The organism is Nitrospinota bacterium, from assembly GCA_016235255.1.
Classification (GTDB): Bacteria; Nitrospinota_A; UBA7883; order UBA7883; family JACRLM01; genus JACRLM01.
On the sequence record JACRLM010000044.1, the window covers coordinates 21884 to 48106 of the forward strand.

Sequence of the window (26223 nt, forward strand, 5' to 3'; positions counted from 1 at the left end):
TTGAGAGCCGAATTCAAACAAGTTTTATCCCGGCCATGAGCATCACACCGCTCATTGAATAGCGCAGGACGTATTCGGGTATAACAACCACAAGCCTGCTGCCCAACGCTATCCCCGGCAGGGAGCCGATCAAAAGATTGCCAGCAAGATTAAAGTCCACATCTCCAACGAAAAAGTGGGCCATCGCCGCCACCGACACCAGGCCCGCCGCGTGCACGATGTCCGTGCCCACGATCTTCGCCGCGCCGAGGGCCGGGAAGAAAAGGAAAAGGCAGGCGCAGATCAAAGTGCCGCTGCCGATGGAAGTGAGAGTCACCAGAAATCCCACAATCAGCCCGGTGACAGGAAGGATCGCAAGCTTTTGGAAACTCCAGTTTTCCTCGTCCGGCTTTTCCCTCGCCGCCTCTTTTCTGAAAAGGTTTGGCGCAAGCAGGCTGATAGAGACCAGAATGAGCATCAGCCCCACCCCTTTGGCGATCATCATGTCCAGTTGGTCCCCATAGGTCCTTTTCAGCTCGCCGAGCAGGTATCCTGCGATCAGGCTTCCCGGAAGGCTTCCCGCGAAAAGAAGACCGGCCACCTTGAAGGAGACCGTCCTTTGAAAACCGTGGATCGTCCCGCCGGCCATCTTTGTGATGGCGGCGTAAAACAGGTCGGTGCCCACGGCAAGCGTCGGCTTGATCCCCATGATCAACACGAGGATGGGGGTCATCAATGATCCTCCCCCCATCCCAGTAAGACCTACGAGAACGCCGACCAGAAAGCCTGTTAAAACCAATCCTGCGTCCATTTGCCCCTTAATTAAAAACGGTCAAGAGATGCTGATAACTCCCAAAGACTTCAGAGGCTGAGTGTGGATTCCGCACTCGCCGCCGCACTTGGAGGTGTTTATCCACCTTCCGGCGCGCTCGTTGTCGTCCGTGCTGATATGCGTGCAAGGGGCGCAACCCAAAGACCGGTAGCCTTCGCCGTACAGCGGATTGACCTTGACCTGGTAAAGCGCCAGGTATTGCCATACTTCCCTTTCCTTGAACAAAAGCACCGGGTTGAGCTTTATGAGCCCTTCGTCGCGCTGCTCGATTTCCTTAAAGTCGGTCCTTGTGCGCCCTTCGGTGCAGCGCAGCCCGGTGATCCAGCATTCAACGTCCAGCTCCTCCACGGCGCGGCGCACCGGCTCCACTTTGAGTATCTGGCAGCACTTGTCCGGGTCGGTGTTGTAAAGGTCGCCCACCTGCATGTCGGACTTGTAAATTTTCAACCCCGGATTTTCCTCCACGAGGTCGTCCATGAACTTTATGGTCTCGGCCGGTTTATATGCGGTGGTGACTATAAAGCCCTTCACGTTTGGATTCACTTTTTTGGCCAGGTCCCACACCACCATGGAGTCCTTTCCCAGGCTGTTGGCCACAACGGCCTTCTCGCCATATTTGTCGAACGCCCAGGCCAGAAGCTTTTTGGCCCTTTCCACCTTCTGTCCGAAGTGAAGCGACTCAACTAGTGAAGGAATATTCTCATTTTCAAAACCAGCGTTGACAGCCATGGCAAATCTCCTCGGATTTATAATTCCTATAGAAATGATATAATTTATGTAAATAATAGCTAATCGTGAATGACGAGTCAATATCTTTTTTCAGATTTATGCCATTATGATAGAGATAATTGCCATAAGCCCATTAATATCATATATATAAAAATGCTATTTTGCTGCAACCGATAATATGATATAAAAGCAATAGGAATTTAAGGAATTGATAAAATGAAATTCTCAGCCAAGTTTGAATACGCCCTTTTGGCGTTGCTATATCTTAAATGCGAGCCGGATGAGGCCCCTGTGTCGGGGAGGATATTGTCCGAGAAACTTAAAATCCCTTACAGATTTTTAGAGCAGATACTGTCCGACCTGAAAAAGGCGGGGCTTGTGCGCAGCGTACGCGGCTATCAGGGAGGGTATGCCTTGAACCTGGGGCCGGAGGAAATTTCCCTGTACGACATCTACCAGGTGACGGAGGGAAGGATCGAACCTTGGGACTGCGGGATATCCGTTTCCGCCAAATGCGGGCAGGACCATAATCTTTGCGTGATAAACCAGTTCTATTCCGATTTTAAGAACACTTTCAAGGACCTTCTCAAAAGCTACACCTTGTTGAGGCTGTGCGTCCAGACTCATACATTGAAGACCGAGGCGGGTCTGGTGAAAAGGACTCCCGCCCTCCCTGTGGGATAATATTTCCGGCGGGCCTCCATTTTATTCGGCACAAAGTGTGGACTGGACCGCTCCTCTTATCTATAATCACCTATTCATCGCCGGAGTGGTGAAACTGGTAGACGCGCGGGACTCAAAATCCCGTATGGGTTACCCCATGTGTCGGTTCGATTCCGACCTCCGGCACCAACTTCAACCCGTAAATCCGCGCTCGCCGCCGCCATGAATAGGCGCGTCTGAAAAAGGTTCAGCCCCCGTTCCTTTTATTTAGCTTGACTATTATTTTATTAAAAATATGATAATGATGAAAATGGGGACATACAACTTGACCAGAGGGTAGCAATGTCAGATTTAGATCCCAATATCAGAGTGCTTGTTGTCGACGATTTCGCCACCATGCGGAAAATTGAGAAGAACATCCTGGGCCAGCTTGGCATCAGGAATGTGGACGAGGCGGACGACGGCTCCACCGCCCTTCCCAAGGTGCAGCAAAGCCTCTACGACGTGATCCTGCTGGACTGGAACATGCCGCAGATGAGCGGACTTGAATTCCTGAAGGCCATCAGGGCCGATCCGAACACCAAGAACGTCCCGGTGATAATGGTCACGGCGGAAGCTTTGAAGGACAACATAATCGCCGCCGCCCAGGCAGGGGTCAACGACTATGTGGTCAAACCGTTCACCGCGGCTGTGCTTGAGGATAAACTCAAGAAGGTCCTCAAGAAATAGCCGTTCCTTTCCGGATGGCCGCCATCCGGATCACTATTTCCCCGCGGCGCTCTTGGTTATCACTCCATGGAGGAGCTTGGCCTCATTGAAGTCCGGCTTTATCTTTAGCGCCTGCTCAAGGCACTTCACCGCGTCGGAGGCGTTTCCGTTTTCATGCAACGCCCGCGCCATGTTGAAATACAGCGCCTCGTCGTCCGGGTCTATTTCTATCGCCTTTGTATAGTTTGTCACGGCCAGGTCGTACATCTTCCCGCGCCGAAGTTCGATGCCGTATTCGTTAAACAGGTGCTTGTTGTCCTTGTCGTATATCGTGTCTATGGTGGAAAGCTTTTCGAAGGTCTCCTTGGCCTTGTCCACCTCGCCAAGCTCCATGTGCGCCTTCCCTTTTCCCAGGTGGGCCACTATGTTCTTCTCGTCGATCTTTATGGCCTGGCCGAACTCGAAGGCGGCGGCGTGATATTCCTTTTTCTCCAGGTGTATTTGGGCCATATTGGCCTTTTTATCAGAAGCCTCTTTTTTCTTGTCGTCCTCGGTCTTGGGCTTGAACTCGCACTGGTGGGTGGAACAGTCCTTGAACCGCTCCTTGAATGCGTCCATGGCCACCGTGTCCACCACTATGGAGGTGGGGGTTCCGTCAGGTTTCAGATAAAAAAGGTCCACATCCCCTTTGGTGTTGGTTTTCGCGTAGTAATGCAGGTCGTGAGGAGTGTCATGCACCCTCCTGGTGGCCATAGTGCCGGCCTCCATTTTTTTTGTCTCGTAATAAATTCCCTTGATATCTTCCGCAGTCATCACCAACACCGTCCGCTGTTTTAAAAGTTGCTCAAGAATAGCATAAAATCGCCTGCTGTTCAGCCGTGAAGGGCCATCGTGGCGAAGCTTACCACGTTCTCATTCTCCCCCTCCACGTTCTGCCTGTAGCCGAGCACCTGGCCGGACCTGGCCCCGCTCGCCGCAATCAGGGTGTAAAGCGCGGGAAACCCGCAAACGCGGTTGGTCTTGTTCTTGCGCTCGATCTGGTTGACGAACGCCTCGTTGTCAATGCGGGCAAGGGCGGAAAGAAGCGCCGTGTCGTCGGTCTTTATCCTGTCCAGCTCCCGGCCGTCCACCGCATGGCTGTCCCCGAACCTTTGGCCCACATGGGCGAAATCAACGCTGGCGGCGTAACATGCTTTGCGGCCGGATTCGGATACGGTCTTTTTGAGCGCTTCGATGAACTTTGCGATCCGCCGAACGTTGAACAGAGGATGGTCCATCTTGAGCGCTTCTTCCGGAAACGAAAGGAGTATGGGGACCGCTGTGACCGCCGGATTCCGGCCGAATATGTGCGCCATGAACAGCGCCGCAAACTCGATGGAATGCTCCGTCCGATGGGCATGGGCGTTGCCCAAAATGTCTTCGCCGAAATTTTTCGAGAAATTTGCGATAAATTCCCCGTCCACCCGCATCGTTCCCGCCGGCGTTTCGAAATCCTTGTCTATGCAGGCGAAAAAATCATCCGTCAACGCATGGCCGATGCCGAGGATTATAAAGAGTTCCGCGCCGCTTTTGGCCGCCCGGCTCCATCCCGCCGCCATCATGTCCCCCCCCACGCGAAAATCAATATGCGGAACGACCACCGCCTTAAGCCCGTTTGCAGGCTCATCCGTCGCCGCCGATTTTAGAAGTGAATCGAGCACTCCCTTAAGTTCTGCGCTGTCATCCGGATAACTTTTCCCGGCAAACGCGGCGGGGCGGGTTTTGAGCGAATTGAATTCGTCCGTCACAGCCTTTTTGCGGCCGCGGAACCTCTCATTGTCCAGAAGGTATGCCTCGTCGAGCGCGTGTACAAGCCCGGCCACTTCACCCGGCTCCATAGGCTGGCCGAACTGGGCCTCGAACTCCTCGCAGAGTATTTCGACGCTCCTGGAGCCGTCCATCATTGACATGACAAAAAACGCCGGCAGAGAAACGGAGATGGGCGTTTCACAGAAATTCGCGGGATCGAAAAAAGTCACCATCCGCCGCCCATCGTGTTCGCCGACAGAAGCTTGCACATTGCGCAGCAACGGAAAATCATTCATAATCGGCCGCCACCTGATTTAAAACGCCTGTCTGTCATTCTACATCCGATTTTCAGGTAGAATCGTCATTCATACATAATAAATATCCAAGGGACGGCAATGAAGCGGATAGCGGTGACAGGGGGAGATGTGATCACTCCGGCGGGATTGATAGGAAACGGACTTGTGTTGATCCGCGGTGGCAGGATCGAATACGCCGGCGCGGCCAGAACGATCCCCTTGGGAGCTTGCGAAAAAATAGACGCAGGGGGATTGACCGTATCTCCCGGCCTGATAGACGCGCACACCCACCTTGGCGTTTACGCCGAAGGGACCGGCGCGCCGGGCGAGGACGGCAACGAGATGATAGATCCCGTAACCCCCCATGTGCGCGCCATCGACTCCATAGACCACACGGACAGGGCCTTTATTGAAGCGCGCGAAGGGGGCGTAACCTGCGTGATGATAACACCAGGTTCCGCCAATGTCATCGGCGGCTCCATATGTGCCGCTAAAACATTTGGGCGCACGGCGGACGACATGGTGATTGCAAAGGATATCGGCCAGAAGATGGCCACCGGGGAAAATCCGAAGAGGGTGTATGGGGAAAAACACAAAGCTCCCATGACAAGGATGGGGATCGCCGCCGTACTGCGCTCCACGCTTGTGGAGGCGATAAACTATAAAAAGAAAGTTGCGGCGAAGAAAGACACCGCGCGAGACCTGAAACTGGAAGCCCTGCAATCCGTGGTCGCAGGAAAACTCCCGGCCCGCGTCCATGCCCACCGGGCGGACGACATAATGACGGCCATCCGCATCGCGGAGGAATTCGGGTTAAAGCTTGTGATCGAGCATGGGACCGAGGCGTACAAGATCGCCGACATCCTGGCGGCGAAAAAAATACCGGTGAACATCGGCCCCACATCCTCCAGCAGGAGCAAGATTGAACTTAAAGACCTTGCGCGGGACAACGCGGTGCGCTGCATGGAGGCAGGCGTCCGGGTGGCGCTTATCACCGACCATCCGGTGATGCCCATACAGGACATCCGGCAGGAGGCGATAAAGCTTGTTCGCGACTACGGGGCGGACAGGACAGAGGTGTTTAAAACCGTGACCATTAATCCGGCCATCACGCTGGGAGTGGAAAAGCGGGTGGGGTCGCTGGAAAAAGGGAAGGACGCGGACATCGCCATATTCACCGGCCACCCGCTCGACGGCGGAGCAAGGTGCGTGATGACGATGGTGGACGGGGCAATGGTCTTTGATGGGCGGGAAGGCAAAAAGTCAAAACACTAAAACGCCTGTCATTCCAGCAGTTCGTACCTCATGTTCCTCCGCTTCGGAACGTAACCGGCGTCCTCGATGATGCGCCGGATATCCTTCTCGCTCATCCGGAACGCCACTCCCGCGGCGGCCACCACGTTCTCCTCGATCATGGTGGACCCCATGTCGTTTGCGCCGAAATATAGGGCCATCTGCGCGATTTTGGGCCCCTGGGTCACCCAAGATGACTGCATGTTGTCCACATTGTCCAGATACAGCCGGGAGACGGCCAGCGTCCTCAGGTAATCGAATCCGCCGCTTTTGCTTTCAAGCTTGATGGCCGTGTTGTCCGGCTGGAACGTCCATGGGATGAACGCGGTGAACCCCCCGGTTTCGTCCTGCAAATCACGGATTCTTCGCAGACTCTCCACACGCTCGCAAAGCGTTTCTATATGGCCGAACATCATGGTGGCGGTGGTGCGCATGCCAAGCTTGTGCGCCTGGCGCATCACATCTATCCATTCGTCCGCGCCGCACTTGCCGGGGCTGATTTTGTTGCGCACCCTGTCCACAAGTATCTCCGCCCCGCCGCCGGGGATGGAGTCCAGCCCGGCGTCCTTGAGCCTGCGGATGGCTCCGGACACCGTCAATCCCGACAGGCTGGCGATATGGACAATCTCCGGCGGGGAGAAGGCGTGCACATGGACGCCGTGCTTCGTTTTGATCTGCCGCAAAAGCTCCTCATACCATTCGATGGTGTGGGTGGGATGCAATCCCCCTTGCATCAGAATCTGCGATCCGCCAAGCTCCACAGTTTCGGCGATCTTGCGGTCTATTTCCTCAAAGGGGAGCACATAACCGTCCTCCGCCCCCTCCACCCGGAAAAAGGCGCAGAACCGGCAGCCGGAAACGCACACGTTGGTATAGTTGATGTTCCGGTCGATTATGTATGTGACCACCAACTCAGGTTTTTTCGCCATACGAATGGCGTTTGCCGCCTGGCCGAGGGAAAGGATGTCCGTGGATTCCATAAGCCGCATGGCGTCCTCGTCCGAAAGACGAGCGCCGCCGCCGGTCTCCTCCAGAATCTTTTCTAATTCTCTCACGTCCGTCATTTTGGGGCCTTCTCCGCCTCGCCTCCGCCCCGCAAATCCAGCAGCTCCACCGATTTCACCTTGCGCTCCGTGGCGTCCAGGATCGTGATAAGGTACGGCCCGATGGCCATAGTTTCACGTATGCGCGGGATTCGCTCCACGGCGTCGTTGACAAAGCCGGAAAGGGTCTCGTAATCCCCTTTGGGGACGCCCAGGCCAAGCTCTTCGTTGAGGCTGTCTATCTCCATCATCGCGTCAATGACGTAGCGGCCTCCGCCGAGTTTTTCAAAGAATTTCACGGGGCTGTCATATTCGTCCTCTATCTCGCCGACGATTTCCTCCACCAGGTCCTCTATGGTGACGATGCCGATGGCCCCGCCGTATTCGTCCACCACAACCGCCATGTGGACGTTGTTCTCCTGCATTTCCTTTAGCAGCACGGGGTTGCGCTTGGTGACGGGGGTGTAGAACGCGGGCGCCATCACCTTGTCCACACGGATGGAGAGGTCCTGGTACTTTAAAATGTCGAACGCGCCGATTATCCCGGCGATGTTGAATATGCGTTCCACGAACACAGGCAGCCTGGAGTAGCCGCTTTCGGCTATCCTGGCCTTCGCCTCGGCCAGGGTGGAAACGGACGGCACGCCGACAACTGTCACAAGCGGCCTCATGACCGTGTCCACCGTGTTGGTCTTGAACTCGAATATCTTGTGGATCATTTTCTTTTCTTCGTGGGCCAGGTCGAGCCTGTCCTCGCTCATCTTTGTGAGCAGCAGGATCTCCTCCCTGCTCACAAGCCCGGAGGAGAGCCCTTTGCGCCCGAGGAACACCCGGACAAATGCGCGGGATATCAGGGAAGTCACGGCCAACAGCGGAGCGAAAAGCTTCTGCGCGGCGGAAAGGGGATTGCCGATATAAGGGGCCAGCCAGTCCGCATGCCGGCGGAAGACCATTTTCGGGACTATTTCCCCTAAAATTAGCGTCAGGGGCCCCATCACCAGGAAGGCATAGAAATCCGCGTCACTTTCCCCCAGCCGCGATGCGGCGAAAGCTGTGGCGATGGCCGACCCGGCGAAGACGCTTACATTGGTGCCCGCGGATGTGGCGCCGAAAATCCGCTCCGGCCGTTTCAGCAGGTTTTCAAGCTTGGCGGCCCTTTCGTCGCCGTTCTCGGCCATGTGGCGCATCTTTATCCGGTTAAACGAAATCAACGCCAGTTCGCTGCCGGAAAAAAATCCTTCCAGCACCAGGAAGAAAAGGATAAGGATGACGGTGAGCGCTATTTCCATCGTCACTCTTCCCCCTCATGCCCGCCATTATGGCCCGGCGCTTTCATCCGAAGCTCCGTTATCCTGCGCCCTTTCAGGCGCTCCACGGTGAAAGTCAGCCCCTCGGCCTCCACGCTTTCCCCGGTCGCAGGAACGCGCCCGAACAGATGGAACACGTAACCGCCGATGGTCTCAAGCTCTTCATGCTCCAGGTTGGTGTTGAACCGCTCGCTGAAATCCTCCAGCGGCATCGAGGCCTGTATGATATAGGTGTCCGCTCCCGCCCTTTTTACATCATGCCCCTGCTCGCGGATCTGGCTGGGATTTACGCCGATCAATTCGCTTATTATGTCGTCCAGTGTGATCACCCCCTGCACGCCGCCATACTCGTCCATGGCCACGGCCATGTGGCTCTTGCGCTTCTTAAACTCGCGCAGCAGTTCGTTTATCGTCATCGTCTCCGGCACTATGAACGGTTCGCGAAGCAGGCTCTTGAGCGTCACGGCCGGATCTGGCGGGTGTGACAGCTTGAGCAGGTCCTTTTTGAAAAGCACCCCCTCGATATTGTCTATGGCGCCGTGGAACACAGGGGCGCGGGCAAAGCTGGACTCCGCCATTTTCCCCCACGCCTCCACAAGCGGCGTGGAGACGTCCAGGGCCAGTATTTCAGTCCTGGGGGTCATCACCTCCCGCACCGTCAGGTCGCCCAGATCGAACACGGAGCGGATCATCTCCCGCTCCCCTTCGTCTATCACTCCCTCGTTGGCGCTTTTCTCCATGAGGGTCTTGATCTCGTCTTCCGTGAGCATGGAGCTGGCCGAGGATGCCTTGCCTCCGAACCAGCTTGCTATTCCCGCCGCCAGCCACGTCACCACTATCTGGACGGGGGAAATCACCCACATGAACACCGTGAGCGGGACCGATGACAGCAGCGCCCACTTTTCATTGCTGTAATGAGCGAAAGTCTTGGGGGTGATTTCGCCGAACACCAGCAGGGCAAACACCCCCGCTCCCAGCGCCAGGGCCACCCCTGCGTCGCCGAAAAGCTCCAGGGCAAGGAAAGTCATGACCGACGATATGGCCACGTTCACAAGCTCGTTGGCGATGTAAAGGGTGACAAGCAGTTTTTGCGGATCGGAAAGGAGAGCGGCCACGCGCTCCCCCATCAATCCGCGCTCCCTGCCGAGCTTTTCCACCTGCAGCCGCGTCAGCGAAAAGAACGCCACCTCGCTGCCGGAAAAAAAGGCGGAGGCCGACAACAGCACGGGCAAAAGCACCCAACGGAAAGTCAAGGATTCGTCCATGTCAAAACACTATGTTCTGGCGCATCAATCGCGTGAAGGATATTCGCGCAAGGATATCCTCTCCACCTTTCCAAAACCAGCCAGCTGCTTTTCCAGCCCGGCCGGGTCCCCAACCACCACTATCTTTAATTCATCAGGTCTTAGATGGTTTTTCGCCGCTTCCAGCACGTCGTCCGCGGTCACTTTCATCACTTTTTCCCGGAACGTCTCCAGGTAATCGGCCGGCATGCCGTAATAGTCTATTATCATGCGCTGCTCAAGGATGCGCCCCGGCGTGTCGAAAATGAAAACGAAGGAGTTTATCAGCGAGTCTTTCGCCGCTTTAAGCTCCATTGGGTCCACCTTTCCGGTCCTCATTTTCGAAACCTCGTCCATGAAGATGGAAAGCACTTCTCCGGCGCTTTGCGTCTTGGTCTCGGCGCCCATCGTAAATGAGCCATTTTCCCATCTTCCGCCCATATTATAAGACCAGACGGAATAGGCCAGACCTTTGTCCGTCCGCACTTTCTGCATAAGACGGGAGGCGAATCCGGACCCGCCCAGTATTTCATCCATCACCCGCACCGCCTGATAATCCGGATCTGTCCTCTTAAGGCCAAGATGGCCCGCCCTTATCACCGCCTGCGGAAGCTTCTTGGCCGCGAGGTACAATCTTCTTTCGTGGTCATCCGCGGCCTTAGGCGTGGCGCGAAGATTTGCGGGCTCTCCCTGCCAGTCCCCAAACAGCTTCTCAAGGGTGGACATCAGATCCTTTTCGTCAAAATCCCCGGTCACACCCATAATCACAGAAGAGGGGCGTACGCTGTTTTTATAAAATTCCACAACATCGCGCCGTGTGATGGATTTCACAGACTCCATTGTCGGACGCGCTCCGTATGGTGAGCCCTTATAAATCAGCTTTGAAAGCTCCCTGTCGCCTATCCCGGTGGGCTCGTCGTTCTCGCGGCGGATACCGTCGAGCATCCGCGCCCGGGCCAGTTCCAGCCTGTCGTTGTCGAACCTCGGCCTGCGAAGGACATCGGCGAATATCGCCAGCCCTTCTTTTAAGTCCTTGCTCATCACCGAAAGCGACGCCCTGCCAGCTTCGTCCGCAATGCCGGTCTCCACGGAGGCGGCCATGCTTTCAAGCTTTTCGTCCAGCGCGTCCGCAGGCATGGACGCCGCCCCGCCGGACCTCCACACCGCCCCCGTTAGCGCCGCAAGGCCTGTCGTCCCGGCCGGATCCCAAATGGAGCCGGTTTTAGCCATGGCCATCACGTTTACTATCGGCAGCTCCTTGTCCGGCATAAGGTGAACACGCATCCCGTTGGAAAGGGTGACGACTTTAGTTTTGGGGACATCGGTCTTGATCGGTTTGTAATCGAGCAGGTAAAACCTGTCCACCGACGATTTGGTAGGCTCCGGCTGTATCTTTGCAAGCGTGGGATAACACCCGCCGAGTACCTGTATTGTCAATGCGAGAACCAGCCCTCGCGTAATCTGTCTCATTTCTTTTTCACCAGAGTGCCCACCGTCAGGTTGCCCCGGACAAAATATTTTTTGGCCACCCGCTGCACGTCCGTGGTGGTGACCCCCTTTATCATCTCCAGCTCTTTTAGAATATTGCGCCAATCGCCGGTGACCACCTCGTAATGCGCCAGCAACCTGGCCATTCCGTAGTGCGACACCAGGCCGCGGATGAAATCGGCCTCGATGTTGTTCTTCACTTTCTCAAGCTCTTTTGCCGCCACAGGCGTTTTTTTGAGCAGTTCAAGCTCTTCCCAGACGGCCTTTTCCACATCGGCCGTGCTCTTCGGCGGGCGCGGCTCCCCGCTTATGATAAAAAGGTTAGGGTACCTGTCACCCGGGGCCTGGAATGTCCCCACCGAAAGGGCCGCCTTTTTGCCGCGCACGATGTTCTTGTCAAATCTGCCGGTTCTCCCGGCGGAAAGAAGACCGTCTATCACGGTGAACGCGGCGTCGTCCGGATGGGGGAACACAGGCTTGTGAAAGCCCATCATCACCTCGCCGCTGGCGTCAAACTCCACGTCCACCCTGCGCCCTTTTTCCTGCGCCGGTTCCACCGTGGAAATCCGGTCTGGCAATTTGACCCTCGGTATGGAGGCGAAATATGTGACTATCACATCGCGGACCTCGTGGAATTTCACGTCTCCCACAATGGTTATGACGGCGTTGTTGGGGGCGTACCAGGCCTTTAAAAATCTTTCAACTTCCGAAATGGGCAAAGTGGCGATTTCCTTTTCCCGGCCGATTATCGGCCTTCCGTAAGGGTGGGAGGAATAGGCCGTGTCCAGGAACTTTTCGTACAGCTTGCCCTGGGGATCGTTCAGATAACTGCGGCGCAGCTCCTCCATCACCACGTCCCGCTCGGAATAATATTCGCGCAGGACGGGGTTTTTCATCCTGTCGGACTCCAGCCTGGCCCAAAGCTCCAGTTTGTTGGCGGGAAGGCGGATGATGTAATTTGTGGTGTCCTTGCTGGTCCCGGCGTTGTGGCCCACGCCCCCTTCGGCGGAGTATATCTTCGAGTAGCTTTCGGACACGATGTATTGCTTGTGCTCCGCCTCGGCGCTCTTGAGCTTTTCGCGCAGTTCCTTTATCTTCGCCTCGCCGGCCCCGTCGCGGACGGCATTGTCCAGCTCCTCGCCCGCCTCGTTCACCTTTTCAAGCAGCGGCTTTTCACTGGGCCAGTCGCGGGTGCCCACGTTCGTGGTCCCCTTGAAAAGCATGTGTTCTAGCATGTGGGCCGCCCCGGAATAGCCCGTCCGCTCCTCCACGGAGCCTACCTTGAAGGTGATGTGGGCGGCGAAAATGGGCGAGCCGCTCCTTTCAAGGACGATGACCTTAAGGCCGTTGGGAAGGGTGAATTCTTTTACGCGCTCCTTCAAATCGAAGGCAAGGGCGGTGGATGAGGCGCCCGCCGCGGCGAAAAACAGGATGAGAGCCGGCCAGATGGCGGAGAACCGGCGGCTCCTGCAACGCGGGCCGTCGTTCGGCGGTTTGTCCATCAGGCTGAAAACTTCAAGCTCCCATCGTAGTTGACACGAGCCATGATATTAGATTAACAGGGCATTGCTGTCAATATTGCCCGCGCACATTGCCCGCGCATGGGCAGTGCGCCCGCGCTTGGCCGGCCAGCGCCTCCATTACGGCAGATAGACCATTATCTCCGTGTCCCCCACCTTGATTATGTCGTTGTTTTTTATCAGCGCAGGATCGTTAGGGGCGAGGGGCTTGCCGTTTAGCTCCGATCCGTTCGTGCTTCCCACGTCCAGGTAGAACCAGGAGCGGGTCACGTTGTCGTAAACTATCTTTCCATGGTGACGGGAGACCTGCGTGTCATACAGGCTCACATCGTTTTCCGGATTCCTGATGTTGCCGACGCTGATGTCCTTTCGCCCAAGCGTTATACGCTCTACACCATCCTTTTTGCGAACCATCAGCGCCGGTTCCAGAAGGCGCCCGGGGGCGGAGCCTACCATCGCTTCGGATATGGCCATGGTCTGGTCAGGATTGAAATCCGGCGCCTTGCGGTGCTCGCCGGTCTCGTCCGGAGTCTTTTCCACTCCCTTGCCCGGCTGGCCTGCGCCGCCGGCGGATTCAGCCTCTTTCACGGCTCCCCCCATTTCCTTCTTGCGTTCTGTTCCACCTTTGTATGATCCCGCTTCCGGCTCCATGTCCAAAGGCATCCTCTTATGGGCAGGATCCGTCGGGGCGCCATCCATCACCTCTATTGCCGTGTCGTCAACCCGCCAGGACCCGGCCTTGCGAAGCATGGCCATCCCTTCCTTGAGCCAGGAAACGTCCGCCAGTTCCACTTCAAGCGCGCGCCTCAATTCGTCGCGCTTTTCCGTGAAATACCCGGCTCCATACTCCTTGGACTTAAACCGCAGCCGGTTTAGACGCACCTCCCGCCGCAGATGTTTCACCCGCTCGCAAGCTTCGTTCAAAGAGCCTTTCAGCTCCTCGATCAATTCCCCGGCCTGCGCGGGTGTAAGCGAGATTTGCGTCTCACGCTTCTCCCAGCTTGCCGCCATTTGCTCAAGCCTGGCGGAATAGTCCCTCTCAAGCTCTTCATATAGTTTACGTTTTTCGGACGCCTCCGAAAGCAGGCCATAGATCTTGCGCGAGGCCAGCCTTGCCTCCCGGAACTTCGGGTCACCAAATATATCGCGGAAACTCTCTTTTCCCACTTTGCGGTCTTTCCCCTATTCCCCTGTTAATATCCAGCCAGCCAACGCCAAAGCGGCCGCAAGCGCGGCAAAAAGCGTCGCCCGCAACAATCCCCGTCCCTTGCTTGCGCCATGGCCATGGCTTTTGGCGATGTGGGCGAAGTCCATGCTTGTGTCTGTGATGGTGGTGTCCGGATCAGGCTCCGCCGCGGCGGCCAGCGCGGCCTCCTTCTCTTCCAGCAATTTTATGAGCCCCTGTTTGGAGCGGGATATAAACGCCACGCGCTGCAGTTCGTTCCTGTCCATGGCGCGGTCGAGCGCCTCATCGAAAGCTTTTACGGTCTGGTGGTCTGGCATAAGCATTTTTTCAAGCCGGGCGATAATATCATCCTCCCTGGTCTTACGGATGGGGCATCGCTCCAGGAATTGCGTCAAGGTGGCGTTGTCCCTTACTTCCTCGAGCGTCACTTCGTGGTTTATGGCCGTTGTGTACCGTATGTCGAACCTGAACACCCCCATTTTCACCACGTCCCCCTCCTGCAGGGTCACAGGGGCGCTTATGCGCGTTTCGTTGACGTAAACGCCGTTGCTGCTTTTCTTGCCGTCCGTCCCGTCGGAAATCATCGTCCTGCCGTTTTCGATGGTTATCAGGGCGTGTTTTTTCGAGACGGATGGATCGGGAAGCAGAATGTCGCATCCGGGCTCGCGGCCGATGGTCATGCCGTCCCGTAAAAGGGGGAAAATCTTCTCGGCCCCCTTCTCCCCCTCCACATAGAAGCAGAGGGAATCGTCTTGGTCCATCATTGCCCGGCGTTCCTTATTTTAATATCAGAAATTGTAGCATAGCGGCGATATTATGGAAAAAATCGCTCCCGCCCGGCATCTATCCCCGACATGGGGCATCTAAGCAGGAACGTTCATCTATTCGCATATAAATTAGGGGGGTGGGGAAATGCGGACAATTTTCATGGTGTTCACGGCCTTTCTGTTTATTCTTCTGGCGGCGCGTTCTTCGGAAGCGGGGATACAGCCATACTTTGCGGCGGGGGACTTCAAGGGCTCCGTGGCAGAGGCTGAGAAGGCCGTTGGAGCCGCGCTTGGCTCCGCCGGATTTGAGGTTATAGGGGCATACTCTCCGGCAAATGACTCAAAGCTCCGGTCCATGGTGTTCACAAGGGGGGACATTCAGGCGGCGTTAGGCGGCCTTGCACCCACCCGGATGCTGGCGGCGGCGCTTAAAGTCGGGCTAAAGCAAAACGGGGACAAAGTGGCCGTCACATTCGTTAACCCCGAATACCTGTTCCGGGCATACACCCAGAAGGAATATTCAAAGGCCGAGGCGGCCCTTTCCAAGGCTCATGCGGATATTCTTGCCGCCATGGCCACTTTCGGCAAACCCGCTCCCATGGGGGGCGGCGGGCTGGAACCCAAGGGGCTGGAACATTATCACTATATGCTCGGCATGGAGTATTTCGAGGACATGTCCCAGCTTAACGCCAAACCCGAAAGTTTTGAAACGCTGACCGCGAAGGTCGAAAAGAACCTCGCCGCCAGGGTCGGAGGCGCCGAAAAGGTGTATGCCATCAAACCGGCGGGAAAGAAAATAGCGGTCTATGGCGTGGGGCTGACGGACCCGAAGAGCGGCGAGCCTTTCTTCCTTCCAATAATCGGGACGGACCATGTTTCCGCCATGCCATACGAGCTTATCGTGGTGGACAACACGGCTTTCATTTTATACGGCCGGTATCGCATAGCGCTTCACTGGCCCGCTTTGACCATGGGGACATTCACGAAGATCATCACCACGCCGGGGGAGATAGTGGACCAGATGAAGGGGCTGATGAAGTGACAATATCTTCCAGCATTAAATAAACTTTGCAGGGGGCAGGTTAAAAACCTGCCCCTACTCATTCCACAATCTCTCCAAATCCTTCTCCAGTTCCTCCATCGTCTTTCGCACGTTAAACTCCGGCAGGCTATTGAAAAACACCTTGCCGTAGCTTTTTGTGGACAATCGCCTGTCCAGCACCGCCAATAGCCCCTTGTCGGAAACGCCGCGGATCAATCTGCCCAATCCCTGCTTCAGCAAAAGCGCCGCCGCCGGGAGTTGGTATTCCATGAACGGCGATCCCCCTTTTTTGGAGATCATCTCTATCCTCGCCTCCACCACCGGGTCGTCCGGGGCGGCGAATGGGAGCTTGTCTATTATCACCGCCGACAACGCTTCTCCCGGCACGTCCACCCCCTGCCAGAACGACGTGGTGGCGAAAAGCACAGAATGGGTATCTGTCTTGAACTTGTCCAGAATCACAGACCGGGGCGCGTCCCCCTGTTTGAACGTGGAATAGGGCAACTTCCCCTCCATCAGGCTCCAGACCGTGTCCATGTTCCGGTAGCTTGTGAACAACACGAACGCCCGCCCTTTGGTCAGCTTGAGAAGCGCTTCGATCCGCTCCGCCGCTTTTGCCTGGAACCTGTCGCTCATGGGGTCGGGCATATCCTCGGCGAGGTAAAACACCGACTGTTTCTTGTAATCGAACGGGGAAGGGACCACTATCTCCTCCACCTCCGAAAGTCCGAGCCTGGCCTTTATAAAATCGAAGTTGCCCCCCGTGGTGAGCGTGGCCGATGTGAACACTGTGGCGCCGGCTTTTGGATACAGCTTGTCCTTCAGATGGCCGGAGACGTCTATGGGGGACGATTGAAGGAACACCCCCCGGCCCCTTGTTTCCACCCAATACACGTAATCGTCCCGCTCCATGGTGGTTATTTCGCGCAACGCCGCCGCTATATCGCCGAACCTCGCCGCGCACGATTTCACCGGGTCGGTGGCGTTTTTCAGCGACATTAGGAAATCCCGCATAAGTTCCAGCGTATTTAAAAGCTCTTCGGCCCGTTTTCCCACCCGGTCCGCGTCCCGCTTTTTCAGCCTGCGCCTCCCTTCAAAGGCCTCCCCAATGGAGTCGAAGAACAAGTGCGACCTTCGCAACAGGTTTTCGATGGTCTTGGCGGTGTCCGCGTCGGCCAGCTTCTCCGTACGCAGTTCCCTTTCGGTGTCCCGGGCGGCGTCGGATATCCTGTGGTTTGAAATGGACTGGCCGAAATAGGCGCAGGCGGTCTCCTCCACAAGGTGCGCCTCGTCGAAAATCACCGCGTCGCACCTTGGGATCACTTCGCCAAATGAGCTGTCCCGCACGTTCAGGTCGGCGAAAAAAAGGTGGTGGTTGACGATCACTATGTCCGCCTCGGCGGCGTCCCGGCGCATTTTCGTGATAAAGCAGGAGTCGAAAGTAGGGCATGCCGTGCCAAGGCACAGCTCCGTCTTGCTGTTCATCTCCCCCCAGGCCGCATAGCTGTCCGGCATGTCCGCCATTTCCGCCCGGTCGCCAATCTGCGTGATGGCGGCCCATGACTGTATCCGGGCGAAAAGCCTTCCTTCGGCGTTATCGTTGAAGAGAGGCTGCTGGGAGAAGTTTTTGAAACGGCGTTTGCAAAGGTAGTTGCCGCGCCCTTTCATGCAGGCGGCCTTGAACCTGCCCGGAAATATTTTTTCAAGGACAGGGATGTCCTTGCCGATTATCTGCTCCTGCAGGTTTAGCACGCCGGTGGAAACGGCCACCTTTTGGCCGCTAAGGACTGCGGGGATGAGATAGGCTAGGGTCTTGCCGGTGCCGGTGCCCGCCTCCGCCAGCAAAGCCCCGCCCCCGGTGAGGACGGCGTAAACCGATTCGGCCATGCGCTCCTGCCCGGGCCGGGCCTCATAAGCGGACAACGCCTGGGACAAGGCGCCGCCTGGGCCGAAATAGCGCCTCATAATTGCGCCGGCGCCGGCGATGGAATCGGTCGTCAATTTTGTGTCCATCATCATATCCCGGCGAAATTGCCGGTAACGATGATTTTACACTCCCTTGGGTTTTTCCGCCCGGCGTTATTACCTGATGCTCTCTTCCGGGTATGCGTCAATGTTGTGAATCGCCAGGTCGGACCCCATGGCCTCTTCGTCCCGCGAGAGTCTGAAGCCCACAAGCTTGTCCACCGCAAGGTACACAACGAACCCGGACGCCACCGCCAGGCCGACCCCAGCAAGCGTCCCGATCAACTGCGCCATGAATGAAACGCCGCCGATTCCCCCCAGCGCCTTTTGGCCGAATATTCCGCAGGCTATCCCGCCCCACGTGCCGCAAAGCCCGTGCAAGGGCCATACGCCCAGCACGTCGTCTATCTTCATCCGCTCCTGTTCCCACACGAACGCCTTCATGAAAATGACGCCTGCCACGCCCCCAACGATCAACGCGCCGAGAGGGTGGAACTGGTCTGACCCGGAGCATACCGCCACAAGCCCGGCCAGAGCGCCGTTGTGGACGAAGCCGGGATCCCGTTTGGACACTATCAGCGAGGTTATTATCCCCCCCGCCATCGCCATCAGCGAGTTGACCGCCACAAGGCCGCTGATCGCCGTTATCTCCTGCGCGCTCATCACGTTGAATCCGAACCACCCCACGCACAGCATCCAGCTACCCAGCGCCAGCATCGGAATGTTGCTCACCGGGATCGGATGGGACCTGCCATCCTGCCACCGGCCATGCCGCGCGCCAAGCCGCAACACAGCCATCAGCCCGATCCACCCACCAAGCGCATGCACCACCACCGACCCGGCGTAATCATGAAACGGAGCCCCCAGCGCTGTGGCGATGATGGAGTCTTTCTGGCCCAGCAAGGATAAGCGGCCCCACACCATCCCCTCGAACAAGGGATATACAAGCCCCACGAAAATAGCGGCGGCGGCCACCTGCGGCCAGAATTTCGCCCGTTCGGCTATGCCGCCGGAGATTATGGCCGGGATCGCGGCGGCGAATGTGAGCAGGAAGAAGAATTTCACAAGGTCGTAGCCGTTGGTCGTTCCGGCTATCTGCTCGGCCGGGGTGAGGAACGTCATCCCGTACGCGAGAGGGAATCCGATGATAAAATAGACCACGGCGGAGAAACCGAAATCGGAAATGATTTTCACCAGCGCGTTGACCTGGTTCTTTTTCCTCACCGTCCCCAACTCAAGAAAAGCGAATCCACCGTGCATGGCGAAGACCATCACGGCCCCCAGCATAAGAAAAAGAACGTCGGAACTGACTTTGAGCGCTGTTTGATCCATCTGAAATTCCCGCGATAAATATTGTGAAGTTATCGCTGAACTAGCAAGGATAGTGCCTGTTTGCGACGGCTTTTGCGCTGGGATATAACCGGTTGATTGTTAACGCAAAATTGTCGCATTTGCTACATCGGCAGGTAGCCTTTCAACCTTGGAGCCGCCTATATAATAGGCAACGAAGATTGTTGAGAGCCTATTATTTAGGCCGGACAGGGTGGTGTATATCTATAAGAATTAATAAAGGTTAGTTGTAAATAGAGAAGCCATCCGGATGGCAAAAAAATAAAGCGCCCTGATTTATAGCTACATCAAGGCGCTTTTTCGGAAATTCAGAAAGACTTGCCCACAGACTCCGCCACCTTGTTAAGCTCCTGCATCAGCGCCGCGAACTTGTTCGGTTTTAGTGATTGCGGACCGTCGGAGAAAGCCTCCTCCGGTTTCCAGTGGACTTCAATCATCAGCCCGTCCGCGCCGCATGCCACGGCCGCCTTGGACATGGAGGCCACATATTGCCAATGCCCCACGCCGTGGCTCGGGTCCACAATGATGGGAAGGTGCGTTTTTTCCTTCACCACCGGCACGGCGGAAAGGTCCAACGTGTTGCGGGTGGCGGTCTCGAAGGTGCGGATGCCGCGCTCGCAAAGGATCACCTCGTTGTTCCCTTCAGAAAGGATATACTCGGCGGACATGAGCCATTCTTCAATGGTGTTAGCCAGCCCGCGTTTGAGCAAAATAGGCTTTCTGAGCTTGCCAACATCTTTTAGCAGCGAAAAGTTCTGCATGTTCCTGGCGCCGATCTGCAGGATATCGCAGTAATCGTGCACAAGGTCCACCTCCTTGTTGCTCATGATCTCGGTGACCACAGGCATTCCGGTCTCGTCTGATACGTCCCGTAGTATCTTGAGCCCGTCCTCGCCAAGGCCCTGGAAACTCCATGGGGAAGTGCGCGGCTTGAAGGCTCCGCCGCGAAGGATCGTGGCGCCAGCCGTCCGCACGGACTTGCCGGTCTGCATAAGCTGGTCCTTGCTCTCCACGGAGCACGGCCCCGCCATCACCACAAGCTTGTTCCCGCCTATTTTGACGCCCTTGACGTCTATCACGGTGTTCTCTTTCTTGGCCTCGCGGGAGCAAAGCTTGTACGGTTTCAATATCGGCACCACGCTTTCCACATGGTGCAAAGACTCCAGCGCGGCAAGCCTGGCCTTGTCCCGCGCATCCCCCAGCGCCGCCACCACCTTGCGCAGCGATCCTTCGATGATCCTCGGCGTATAGCCGAAATTGCGCACACGCTCCATCACGTCCGCCACGTCCTGCTCGGTGGCGTTTTCCTGCATAACTATGATCATGTTATAAGAAGTCTCCAGACTGATTATTCCTTTATCCCGCCGTCAATTAAAAACGCGCATGTCCGCCATCAGGCCGGGAACGGTGATGATATGCCATTTTGCCGGCTCCGGGCAATAGCGGCGATTTTTTGCGCCGGACCGCCGGCTCTGGCAGTTTTGGGGCCAGCTTATTTCTTCCCTTCCACCTTGAAAGCCACATCTATCACCACCTGCCATTCGTGGACGACGCCGTTTTCGTCAATCCTGCCGCGCTGCTCGACCACCTCGAACCAGTTCAGTCCACGAAGGCTTTCATGGGCGTCGCTAATGGCCATCTTTATGGCGTCCTCGTAGCCCACCGGGGAAGTTCCGGCCATCCTTATCACCTTGAATGTTTTATGCATCTCGGCCTCCATGGAATATGTTTATGGAAAACGACCGTCACCTGTCATATTTTATCCCGAACCGGAGCCGGAAATCTCCAAAAACTAGTCTCCGATAGATATCTGGTAAACATACTGGCCGCGCTGCACATACAATATCGCGCCGCCATATCCCTGGCTTTCCATGACGGCGTTGCGGAAACCCTCTTGGGAGTCCGCCGTGGTCCTGTTGATTTTCCGGATCACATCCCCTTCCCGCACCCCTGTTTTCGCAAGTTCGCTGGCCGGGTCTATTTTCGATATCACAAGCCCTTTTTGGGCGGGGAGCCCGAACCTTGCCATATTGTTTTTGTCCGCCGGGGCCACGGAAACGCCAATCCATTCATAACCTATCTGGTCCGCCACGGCAGGGGTGATTCTTGTTCCTTTAATTGATATTTCAATCTGCGCGGGGCTTCTGAACACATTAAATATGGCGGCCGATCCTTCCGGCATGGCGGCAAGCCTGGAATACAGGTCCTTCCTGTCCGAGACCTTCTTGCCGTTGATGGCGGTCACTATGTCTCCGGCCGCAAGCCCCGCCTTCCTGGCCGGTCCCACACCGAACACTTTTGTGACAATGGCGCCCCCCTTCCCTTTCCACCCAAGGCGGTAGCGCAGCTCCGATGAAAGGTCCCGGGCGAAAAAGCCGAACCACGCCCTTGAAACGGCGCCGAAACTTATAAGGTCGGCCACTATCCGTTTGGCCTTGTCTATGGGGATGGCAAAACCGATCCCCTCGCCCCCCTTGTGGACGGCGGTGGTGATCCCTATAAGCTCCCCGTTGATGTTGACAAGCGCCCCGCCGGAGTTGCCCGGATTGATCGGCGCGTCCAGTTGGATGAAGTCGTGGAGCATGCGGTCCTCCTCCACCTGCACGCTTCTGCCGGTGGCGGAGATGATGCCCGTTGTGGCCGAGTGGGTGAGCCCGAACGGATTGCCGATGGCGATGATCGTCTCCCCTATCATTATGTCGTCCGACCGCCCCATTTTCGCCACAGGCAGGGGCGTTGCCGAGCTCACTTTGATCACAGCCAGGTCGGAGGCCGGGTCCGCCCCAACTACTTCGGCGGCAAACTCCCGCTCGTCCGCCAGCGTCACCCGTATTTCCGTGGCGCCGTCAATCACATGGTTGTTTGTGAGTATGTAACCGTCCTGCTTTATAATGACACCGGAGCCGAGCGACTCCCGTTCAACGGTCATCGGGCCCAAGGCCCCTCCGAATGCCCCCAAAGGGCTTCTTCTGAAAGGATTGACCTGTTCTCTTTTGGATGTGTTTATATTGACCACGGCAGGGCTCGTCTTTTCCACCGCCTCCACTATCACCGTGCGCCTGTTGGCCGCATAGGAGTTGACCGGAGTTAAAAACGCGAGTAACGGCGCGGCAATTGCCGCAAGCAAAACGGATGATTTCATTGACCGTCCAACCCTTGATATTCTCTTTGAAATATTATCATTAAGGCCGCTCACCCACAAAAATCCGGCCGTTATCAAGCTTCTTCCCCCTTCCTTTTCATCTCTTTTATCAGTTCCTCGTCCACCCTCACCGCTAGGGACTTGGCCCCGGTGACGATAACCTTGCCCGGCGCCGCCCTCTTGGGCTTTTTCACGTCCTTTGCGAAAAGCCACGTCACCTCCCCCTTGCCGGACTTGGCCGCCTTGGAATAATGGATGGCCAGCATGGCCGCTTCCCGCAGGGTTATTTGCGGCAGCTGTATCCCCTTTGGCAATTTTGCCACCACGTGGGAGCCCGGGTAGTCCCGCGCGTGGAGCCAAAGGTCTTTCCCGGACGCGATCCGGAAGGTCAGTTCGTCGTTTTCCCTGTCATTGCGCCCCACCATTATCAGGTGCCCTTCAGATGAGATGAACCTCCTTGGCCCCGTTTGCGCCGCTTTTTGTTTGGCTTTTGCCGCCTGGCCATGGAGGGCCTTTTGCCGCGCGATTCCTTCCGGTTTTGGCTCCGGCCGCCATTTACCGGATTCGATTTGCAAAAGCCGTTCTTTTATTGCCGCGGTCTTTTTGTCCAGCTCCCGCAATGTTTCGGCGATGCGAGCCAGCCCTTTTTCAAACTTCCTGTGCCTCTTATAGTAGAGGGCCACATTCTCGGCGGGGCCCAGAGCCGGATTCAAGGGTATTTCAACCGTGCGTTCTTCGGCGGAATATACGTCCGGAACCGTGATGGAGGCGCATCCTTTCCTTATAAGATGGAAGCTGGCCTGAAGGATGTCCCCAAGCCGTCTGTCGTCCTTGAAACAGGCGAGTTGCTCCATCTCTTTTTCCAAGGCCACTTTCAACTTGCCGATCTTTTTCAATTCGCCCAATAGCGGCGCCGCCGCTTCACGGCGCAGTTCATCGGTTTTTTCTTTTTCGGCGGATTCCCTGTGCGCGGCTTCCATGGCGCGGCTTGCAGGAAAGCCGCCGTCTTCCATATATGACGGTTTTGTGTCCGTTTCCTGCGTTATAGGACGGGGGGGAGGGGGAGTGTATATGTCACCCGAAGCGATTCGCCCGCGGCGGTCCAGCGCCATGGCGATGACCTTTTCCTCGCTGTTCAGGAGAAAGGCGTTGGCGCGGGTCCCCATCAGTTCGCAGGCCAGGTGATAGTCCCCCCCGGCGGTGTTGAAGCTTAGCCGCAAAATCCTGTCCAGGCCGGGCTGGGTGACGGCGAAAAGATACCCCCTCTCCAGCGTTTTTTTCAAAAGCCGCGTAAAATGGCCGTTTTCGGCCAAGGCTTCGTGAGCTGAAAAAACCAGGTGGGCCCTGCCGTTGCGCGGCGAGAGGCTGACAAGCAGCCAGCTTTTGCGCCCCCCCTTCCGGAAAGCGAACACCCATTCCCATGGAGCGGTCTGGACGATTTTGTCCACAAAAGACCCTTCACAGGCGGCCTTTATCTCCGCTATGGTCCCTGAAAGTTCGTTGGCGGTCATGTTCATTTTTCCTTTATATCCAAAGCGCTTTATCAAGGATACGGCCAAAGCGCCGTTGCCGGGACTGTATTTTATCAAAAGGGGACGACTTGAGCCGTTGGACGAAGGAAAGCGCCAAATCCAAGAAAATTAAAATTTCACTGGATTTTTGAATATTGTTGGGCTATGTTACTACCTTATTGTTTTAACCTTTTTGGGGGTATATATGGCTATTAGGACTTTTGTTGCGTTCATTGCTGCTGCTTTCTTGGTGACTGTTGGTGGTTCCTTCGCTTCCGCCGAGGAGAAGAAGGCTGAGGCTCCGGCCGCTGCCGCTCCTGCTGCTGCCGCTCCGGCCGCCGCTGGCGAGAAGAAGGAAGAGAAAAAAGTAGAGAAGAAGGCCAAGAAGGCCAAGAAGGAAGAGAAGAAAGAAGAGAAGAAAGAGGAGAAGAAGGAAGAGAAGAAATAACTTCTTTTCCCGCTTTTTCCCGATTTTCCGATTTTTCCGCGAGCTAAACTCGCAACCCATACGAATCAACAAAACTGTATGGGTTGCGAGACCTTAGCCGGCTTGCCTCATCCCAATCCCAGATCCTCATATTCAGGCTCTTCCAGAAGTCCGCGCCGCTCGTAAATGTTCCGCGTCTTTTGGGCCAGCTTCATGTGTCTGGCCTCCTCCAAAGCAAGATGTTTGAAGAGGGAGGCGACTTCGGGATCGTCCACTTTCGCCGAATATTCATCGTAAAAAGCGAAAGCTTCGGCTTCCCTTTTCTCAACATGCCGCAGCGAGTCGTCCAATGAAAGCTTTGGATTCATTTTTTCAACGTTGGCGCTCTCAAAACCAACCCATGCGATCACCTCGCCCAAGGCTGGAGTGTTGCTCTCTCCCCTGCGCTTCATGAATTTCATAAGGCCGTTGAAGTGCCCGCGCTCCCTCATCGCCTGGTACCTGAAAAAATCGGCGGCCTTCGGATTTCCGCCCCTGCTGCAATAGTCGGCCATGGAATCATAATAGTCCGCCGCCAACTTTTCGTTGTAGATGGCTGTCTTCAAGACATCGGCTGTGTCTAGCCCGCTTATCACCTGGCTGTACATGACCATGTCTCCTTTTTGTTGTAAGTCATGCTTGATGGAACAGCATAGATCGGGCCAAATTTTACCGGGTTGAAAAATATCCTGTTATTGCCCGGCGGAACTTGTGTGCGCGACATGCATGTCCCCCTGGACGACAGGAAAGTCCACCCCGGCCGGTGAAGATAAATTAAAGTTTCCAGCCCGCGTTTTTGCTACCATAAATGGTTATGGACGAATATTTGAAAAATGGCGCAAGGATTCTTGTCATAAAACTCTCCGCCATGGGGGACGTTGTGCACACGTTTCCTGTCGTGGCGGCGGTGAAAAAAGCCAGGCCGGACATATCCTTAGACTGGGTGGTGGCCGAAGGATACCGCGAATTGGTGGGCCTTTCCAGGCATGTGGACAATGTGATCCTGTTCAAGCGCAAAGAGTGGGGGAGTTTTTGGAAGCCCGGCGTGCTATCGCAGATTTCCGGTTTTCTGCGCAACGTGCGGGAAAAAGAATACGACGCGGTGGTGGACCTGCAGGGATTGCTGCGTTCCGGCCTGATCACGGCGGCGGCGCGCTCCCCCCTTAAAATCGGATTTGATTACGCACGGGAGGGAGCCACCCTGTTTTACAACAGGAAAATAGGGCGGCCCCCCGGCCAGGTCCATGCCATCGAAAGATACCTTGGCGCGCTGAAGGAAATAGGGATTCCATTTCAGGGGGGGCCAGACTACGGAATAAGCGTTCCACAAAGGGAAACGCTATGGGCCGAGACCGTTACGCCAAAAGAGCCCTTCGCCGTGGTCAATCCCAACGCCAGATGGAAAACAAAACGCTGGAGCGCCGAAAAGTTCGCCGGACTTGTAAAAGAGCTGGAGAAAAGGCATGGAATGAGGTCGGTGATTATCGGCGGGCCGGATGACGTGAAGACCGGGGCTCAACTTGCCTCCATGGCCGGCCCCGCCGCCATGGACCTCACGGGCAAAGGTGGATTCGCCCACCTTGCGGCCCTGCTCGGGCGCGCGGCGGTGATGTTCACAAACGATTCCGGCCCCATGCACCTTGCGGTAGCTCTCAATATCCCGGTGGTGGCGGTTTTCGGCCCGACAAATCCCAATCTCACGGGCCCATACGGCCCCGGCAATATGGTGGTGGCCGCTTCCGTGGATTGCTCTCCGTGCTACAAAAGGGAATGCGAAAAAGGAATGGAGTGCATGGATTCGATAAGCGTGGAATCCGTGCTGACCGCCTGGAACGCAACTGCCAAGGCGGGAGCGAGACGATAAC

24 protein-coding genes and 1 tRNA gene are annotated in these 26223 nt (G+C 56.2%); 7 read left to right on the forward strand and 18 right to left on the reverse strand.

All coding sequences use genetic code 11. The features are described 5' to 3' along the window. Positions 1–13: 13 nt before the first annotated feature. Together HZB29_05975 and HZB29_05980 are read right to left on the reverse strand one after the other, a co-directional pair. Positions 14–790 (reverse strand): sulfite exporter TauE/SafE family protein, encoded by a 777-nt coding sequence (locus HZB29_05975; protein ID MBI5815141.1) that lies wholly within the window; start codon positions 788–790, stop codon positions 14–16. A 21-nt stretch (positions 791–811) separates the two neighbouring features. Beyond that, the gene (locus tag HZB29_05980) at positions 812–1540 is read right to left on the reverse strand and encodes a phosphoadenylyl-sulfate reductase (protein ID MBI5815142.1); all 729 of its coding nucleotides are present in this window, start codon (positions 1538–1540) and stop codon (positions 812–814) included. Between the two features lie 216 nt (positions 1541–1756). On the opposite strand from HZB29_05980, the gene HZB29_05985 reads away from it, so the two are divergent. From HZB29_05985 to HZB29_05995, 3 genes are all read left to right on the forward strand, one after another. After that, positions 1757–2224, forward strand: a complete 468-nt coding sequence (locus HZB29_05985; protein ID MBI5815143.1) for an Rrf2 family transcriptional regulator — start codon at positions 1757–1759, stop codon at positions 2222–2224. Positions 2225–2303: 79 nt separating this feature from the next. Then, positions 2304–2392 (forward strand) — tRNA-Leu (locus HZB29_05990). Between the two features lie 153 nt (positions 2393–2545). Next, entirely contained in the window at positions 2546–2932 is a 387-nt protein-coding gene (locus HZB29_05995; protein MBI5815144.1) for a response regulator, read from the forward strand. Positions 2933–2965: 33 nt separating this feature from the next. Here the strand turns inward: HZB29_05995 and HZB29_06000 are convergent, their stop codons facing one another. Continuing rightward, positions 2966–3724: a tetratricopeptide repeat protein gene (locus HZB29_06000; GenBank protein MBI5815145.1), complete on the reverse strand. Its 759-nt coding sequence runs from the start codon at positions 3722–3724 to the stop codon at positions 2966–2968. 59 nt (positions 3725–3783) lie between these two features. After that, positions 3784–4995 (reverse strand): AmmeMemoRadiSam system protein B, encoded by a 1212-nt coding sequence (gene amrB / locus HZB29_06005; protein ID MBI5815146.1) that lies wholly within the window; start codon positions 4993–4995, stop codon positions 3784–3786. Positions 4996–5094: 99 nt separating this feature from the next. Between amrB and HZB29_06010 the strand changes: the two genes are divergently transcribed. Beyond that, complete coding sequence (locus tag HZB29_06010; protein MBI5815147.1) at positions 5095–6270, forward strand: amidohydrolase; 1176 nt, start codon at positions 5095–5097, stop codon at positions 6268–6270. 8 nt (positions 6271–6278) lie between these two features. Here the strand turns inward: HZB29_06010 and mqnC are convergent, their stop codons facing one another. The 7 genes from mqnC to HZB29_06045 all read right to left on the reverse strand — a co-directional run bounded on the left by mqnC (position 6279) and on the right by HZB29_06045 (position 14879). Beyond that, positions 6279–7352, reverse strand: a complete 1074-nt coding sequence (mqnC, locus tag HZB29_06015) for a dehypoxanthine futalosine cyclase (GenBank protein ID MBI5815148.1) — start codon at positions 7350–7352, stop codon at positions 6279–6281. Continuing rightward, entirely contained in the window at positions 7349–8626 is a 1278-nt protein-coding gene (locus HZB29_06020) for an HlyC/CorC family transporter (protein ID MBI5815149.1), read from the reverse strand. Before HZB29_06020 ends, mqnC begins: the two co-directional genes overlap by 4 nt. Then, positions 8623–9903 (reverse strand): HlyC/CorC family transporter, encoded by a 1281-nt coding sequence (locus HZB29_06025; GenBank protein ID MBI5815150.1) that lies wholly within the window; start codon positions 9901–9903, stop codon positions 8623–8625. Before HZB29_06025 ends, HZB29_06020 begins: the two co-directional genes overlap by 4 nt. A gap of 24 nt (positions 9904–9927) precedes the next feature. Then, positions 9928–11391: an insulinase family protein gene (locus tag HZB29_06030; protein MBI5815151.1), complete on the reverse strand. Its 1464-nt coding sequence runs from the start codon at positions 11389–11391 to the stop codon at positions 9928–9930. After that, on the reverse strand, positions 11388–12911 hold the full coding sequence (locus HZB29_06035) for an insulinase family protein (protein ID MBI5815152.1): 1524 nt from the start codon (positions 12909–12911) through the stop codon (positions 11388–11390). Before HZB29_06035 ends, HZB29_06030 begins: the two co-directional genes overlap by 4 nt. Before the next feature lie 138 nt (positions 12912–13049). After that, on the reverse strand, positions 13050–14096 hold the full coding sequence (locus HZB29_06040) for an FHA domain-containing protein (GenBank protein MBI5815153.1): 1047 nt from the start codon (positions 14094–14096) through the stop codon (positions 13050–13052). 15 nt (positions 14097–14111) lie between these two features. Continuing rightward, on the reverse strand, positions 14112–14879 hold the full coding sequence (locus HZB29_06045; protein MBI5815154.1) for an FHA domain-containing protein: 768 nt from the start codon (positions 14877–14879) through the stop codon (positions 14112–14114). Positions 14880–15027: 148 nt separating this feature from the next. Between HZB29_06045 and HZB29_06050 the strand changes: the two genes are divergently transcribed. Next, entirely contained in the window at positions 15028–15924 is an 897-nt protein-coding gene (locus tag HZB29_06050) for a hypothetical protein (GenBank protein MBI5815155.1), read from the forward strand. A gap of 54 nt (positions 15925–15978) precedes the next feature. Here the strand turns inward: HZB29_06050 and HZB29_06055 are convergent, their stop codons facing one another. The 6 genes from HZB29_06055 to HZB29_06080 all read right to left on the reverse strand — a co-directional run bounded on the left by HZB29_06055 (position 15979) and on the right by HZB29_06080 (position 23898). Then, positions 15979–17937 (reverse strand): ATP-dependent DNA helicase, encoded by a 1959-nt coding sequence (locus HZB29_06055; protein MBI5815156.1) that lies wholly within the window; start codon positions 17935–17937, stop codon positions 15979–15981. A gap of 69 nt (positions 17938–18006) precedes the next feature. Continuing rightward, entirely contained in the window at positions 18007–19221 is a 1215-nt protein-coding gene (locus tag HZB29_06060) for an ammonium transporter (GenBank protein MBI5815157.1), read from the reverse strand. Positions 19222–19547: 326 nt separating this feature from the next. Further along, entirely contained in the window at positions 19548–20564 is a 1017-nt protein-coding gene (aroF, locus tag HZB29_06065; protein ID MBI5815158.1) for a 3-deoxy-7-phosphoheptulonate synthase, read from the reverse strand. A gap of 167 nt (positions 20565–20731) precedes the next feature. Next, complete coding sequence (locus HZB29_06070) at positions 20732–20947, reverse strand: dodecin domain-containing protein (GenBank protein MBI5815159.1); 216 nt, start codon at positions 20945–20947, stop codon at positions 20732–20734. Positions 20948–21031: 84 nt separating this feature from the next. Beyond that, positions 21032–22381: a trypsin-like peptidase domain-containing protein gene (locus tag HZB29_06075; protein MBI5815160.1), complete on the reverse strand. Its 1350-nt coding sequence runs from the start codon at positions 22379–22381 to the stop codon at positions 21032–21034. 74 nt (positions 22382–22455) lie between these two features. After that, positions 22456–23898, reverse strand: a complete 1443-nt coding sequence (locus HZB29_06080) for an NFACT family protein (GenBank protein MBI5815161.1) — start codon at positions 23896–23898, stop codon at positions 22456–22458. A 199-nt stretch (positions 23899–24097) separates the two neighbouring features. Between HZB29_06080 and HZB29_06085 the strand changes: the two genes are divergently transcribed. Then, the gene (locus HZB29_06085) at positions 24098–24340 is read left to right on the forward strand and encodes a hypothetical protein (GenBank protein MBI5815162.1); all 243 of its coding nucleotides are present in this window, start codon (positions 24098–24100) and stop codon (positions 24338–24340) included. A gap of 107 nt (positions 24341–24447) precedes the next feature. Here HZB29_06085 and HZB29_06090 read toward each other — a convergent pair whose 3' ends face one another. After that, a complete protein-coding gene (locus tag HZB29_06090) occupies positions 24448–24972 on the reverse strand; it encodes a ferritin family protein (protein MBI5815163.1) in 525 nt (174 codons plus the stop codon). Positions 24973–25166: 194 nt separating this feature from the next. Here HZB29_06090 and waaC point away from each other — a divergent pair, with 194 nt between their 5' ends. Continuing rightward, positions 25167–26222: a lipopolysaccharide heptosyltransferase I gene (gene waaC / locus HZB29_06095; GenBank protein MBI5815164.1), complete on the forward strand. Its 1056-nt coding sequence runs from the start codon at positions 25167–25169 to the stop codon at positions 26220–26222. Position 26223: the final 1 nt, after the last annotated feature.

Excerpts from the sequence above, each read along its gene's own strand:
- HZB29_06000 (MBI5815145.1), bottom strand. The coding sequence starts at position 3,724 with ATGACTGCGGAAGATATCAAGGGAATTTATTACGAGACAAAAAAAATG.
- HZB29_06080 (MBI5815161.1), bottom strand. The coding sequence starts at position 23,898 with ATGAACATGACCGCCAACGAACTTTCAGGGACCATAGCGGAGATAAAG.
- amrB (MBI5815146.1), bottom strand. The coding sequence starts at position 4,995 with ATGAATGATTTTCCGTTGCTGCGCAATGTGCAAGCTTCTGTCGGCGAA.
- HZB29_06050 (MBI5815155.1), top strand. The coding sequence starts at position 15,028 with ATGCGGACAATTTTCATGGTGTTCACGGCCTTTCTGTTTATTCTTCTG.
- HZB29_05995 (MBI5815144.1), top strand. The coding sequence starts at position 2,546 with ATGTCAGATTTAGATCCCAATATCAGAGTGCTTGTTGTCGACGATTTC.
- HZB29_06070 (MBI5815159.1), bottom strand. The coding sequence starts at position 20,947 with ATGCATAAAACATTCAAGGTGATAAGGATGGCCGGAACTTCCCCGGTG.
- HZB29_06045 (MBI5815154.1), bottom strand. The coding sequence starts at position 14,879 with ATGATGGACCAAGACGATTCCCTCTGCTTCTATGTGGAGGGGGAGAAG.
- HZB29_06035 (MBI5815152.1), bottom strand. The coding sequence starts at position 12,911 with ATGGACAAACCGCCGAACGACGGCCCGCGTTGCAGGAGCCGCCGGTTC.
- HZB29_05980 (MBI5815142.1), bottom strand. The coding sequence starts at position 1,540 with ATGGCTGTCAACGCTGGTTTTGAAAATGAGAATATTCCTTCACTAGTT.
- HZB29_06025 (MBI5815150.1), bottom strand. The coding sequence starts at position 9,903 with ATGGACGAATCCTTGACTTTCCGTTGGGTGCTTTTGCCCGTGCTGTTG.
- HZB29_06055 (MBI5815156.1), bottom strand. The coding sequence starts at position 17,937 with ATGGACACAAAATTGACGACCGATTCCATCGCCGGCGCCGGCGCAATT.
- HZB29_05975 (MBI5815141.1), bottom strand. The coding sequence starts at position 790 with ATGGACGCAGGATTGGTTTTAACAGGCTTTCTGGTCGGCGTTCTCGTA.
- mqnC (MBI5815148.1), bottom strand. The coding sequence starts at position 7,352 with ATGACGGACGTGAGAGAATTAGAAAAGATTCTGGAGGAGACCGGCGGC.
- HZB29_06090 (MBI5815163.1), bottom strand. The coding sequence starts at position 24,972 with ATGGTCATGTACAGCCAGGTGATAAGCGGGCTAGACACAGCCGATGTC.
- HZB29_06060 (MBI5815157.1), bottom strand. The coding sequence starts at position 19,221 with ATGGATCAAACAGCGCTCAAAGTCAGTTCCGACGTTCTTTTTCTTATG.
- aroF (MBI5815158.1), bottom strand. The coding sequence starts at position 20,564 with ATGATCATAGTTATGCAGGAAAACGCCACCGAGCAGGACGTGGCGGAC.
- HZB29_06085 (MBI5815162.1), top strand. The coding sequence starts at position 24,098 with ATGGCTATTAGGACTTTTGTTGCGTTCATTGCTGCTGCTTTCTTGGTG.
- waaC (MBI5815164.1), top strand. The coding sequence starts at position 25,167 with ATGGTTATGGACGAATATTTGAAAAATGGCGCAAGGATTCTTGTCATA.
- HZB29_06010 (MBI5815147.1), top strand. The coding sequence starts at position 5,095 with ATGAAGCGGATAGCGGTGACAGGGGGAGATGTGATCACTCCGGCGGGA.
- HZB29_06030 (MBI5815151.1), bottom strand. The coding sequence starts at position 11,391 with ATGAGACAGATTACGCGAGGGCTGGTTCTCGCATTGACAATACAGGTA.
- HZB29_06075 (MBI5815160.1), bottom strand. The coding sequence starts at position 22,381 with ATGAAATCATCCGTTTTGCTTGCGGCAATTGCCGCGCCGTTACTCGCG.
- HZB29_05985 (MBI5815143.1), top strand. The coding sequence starts at position 1,757 with ATGAAATTCTCAGCCAAGTTTGAATACGCCCTTTTGGCGTTGCTATAT.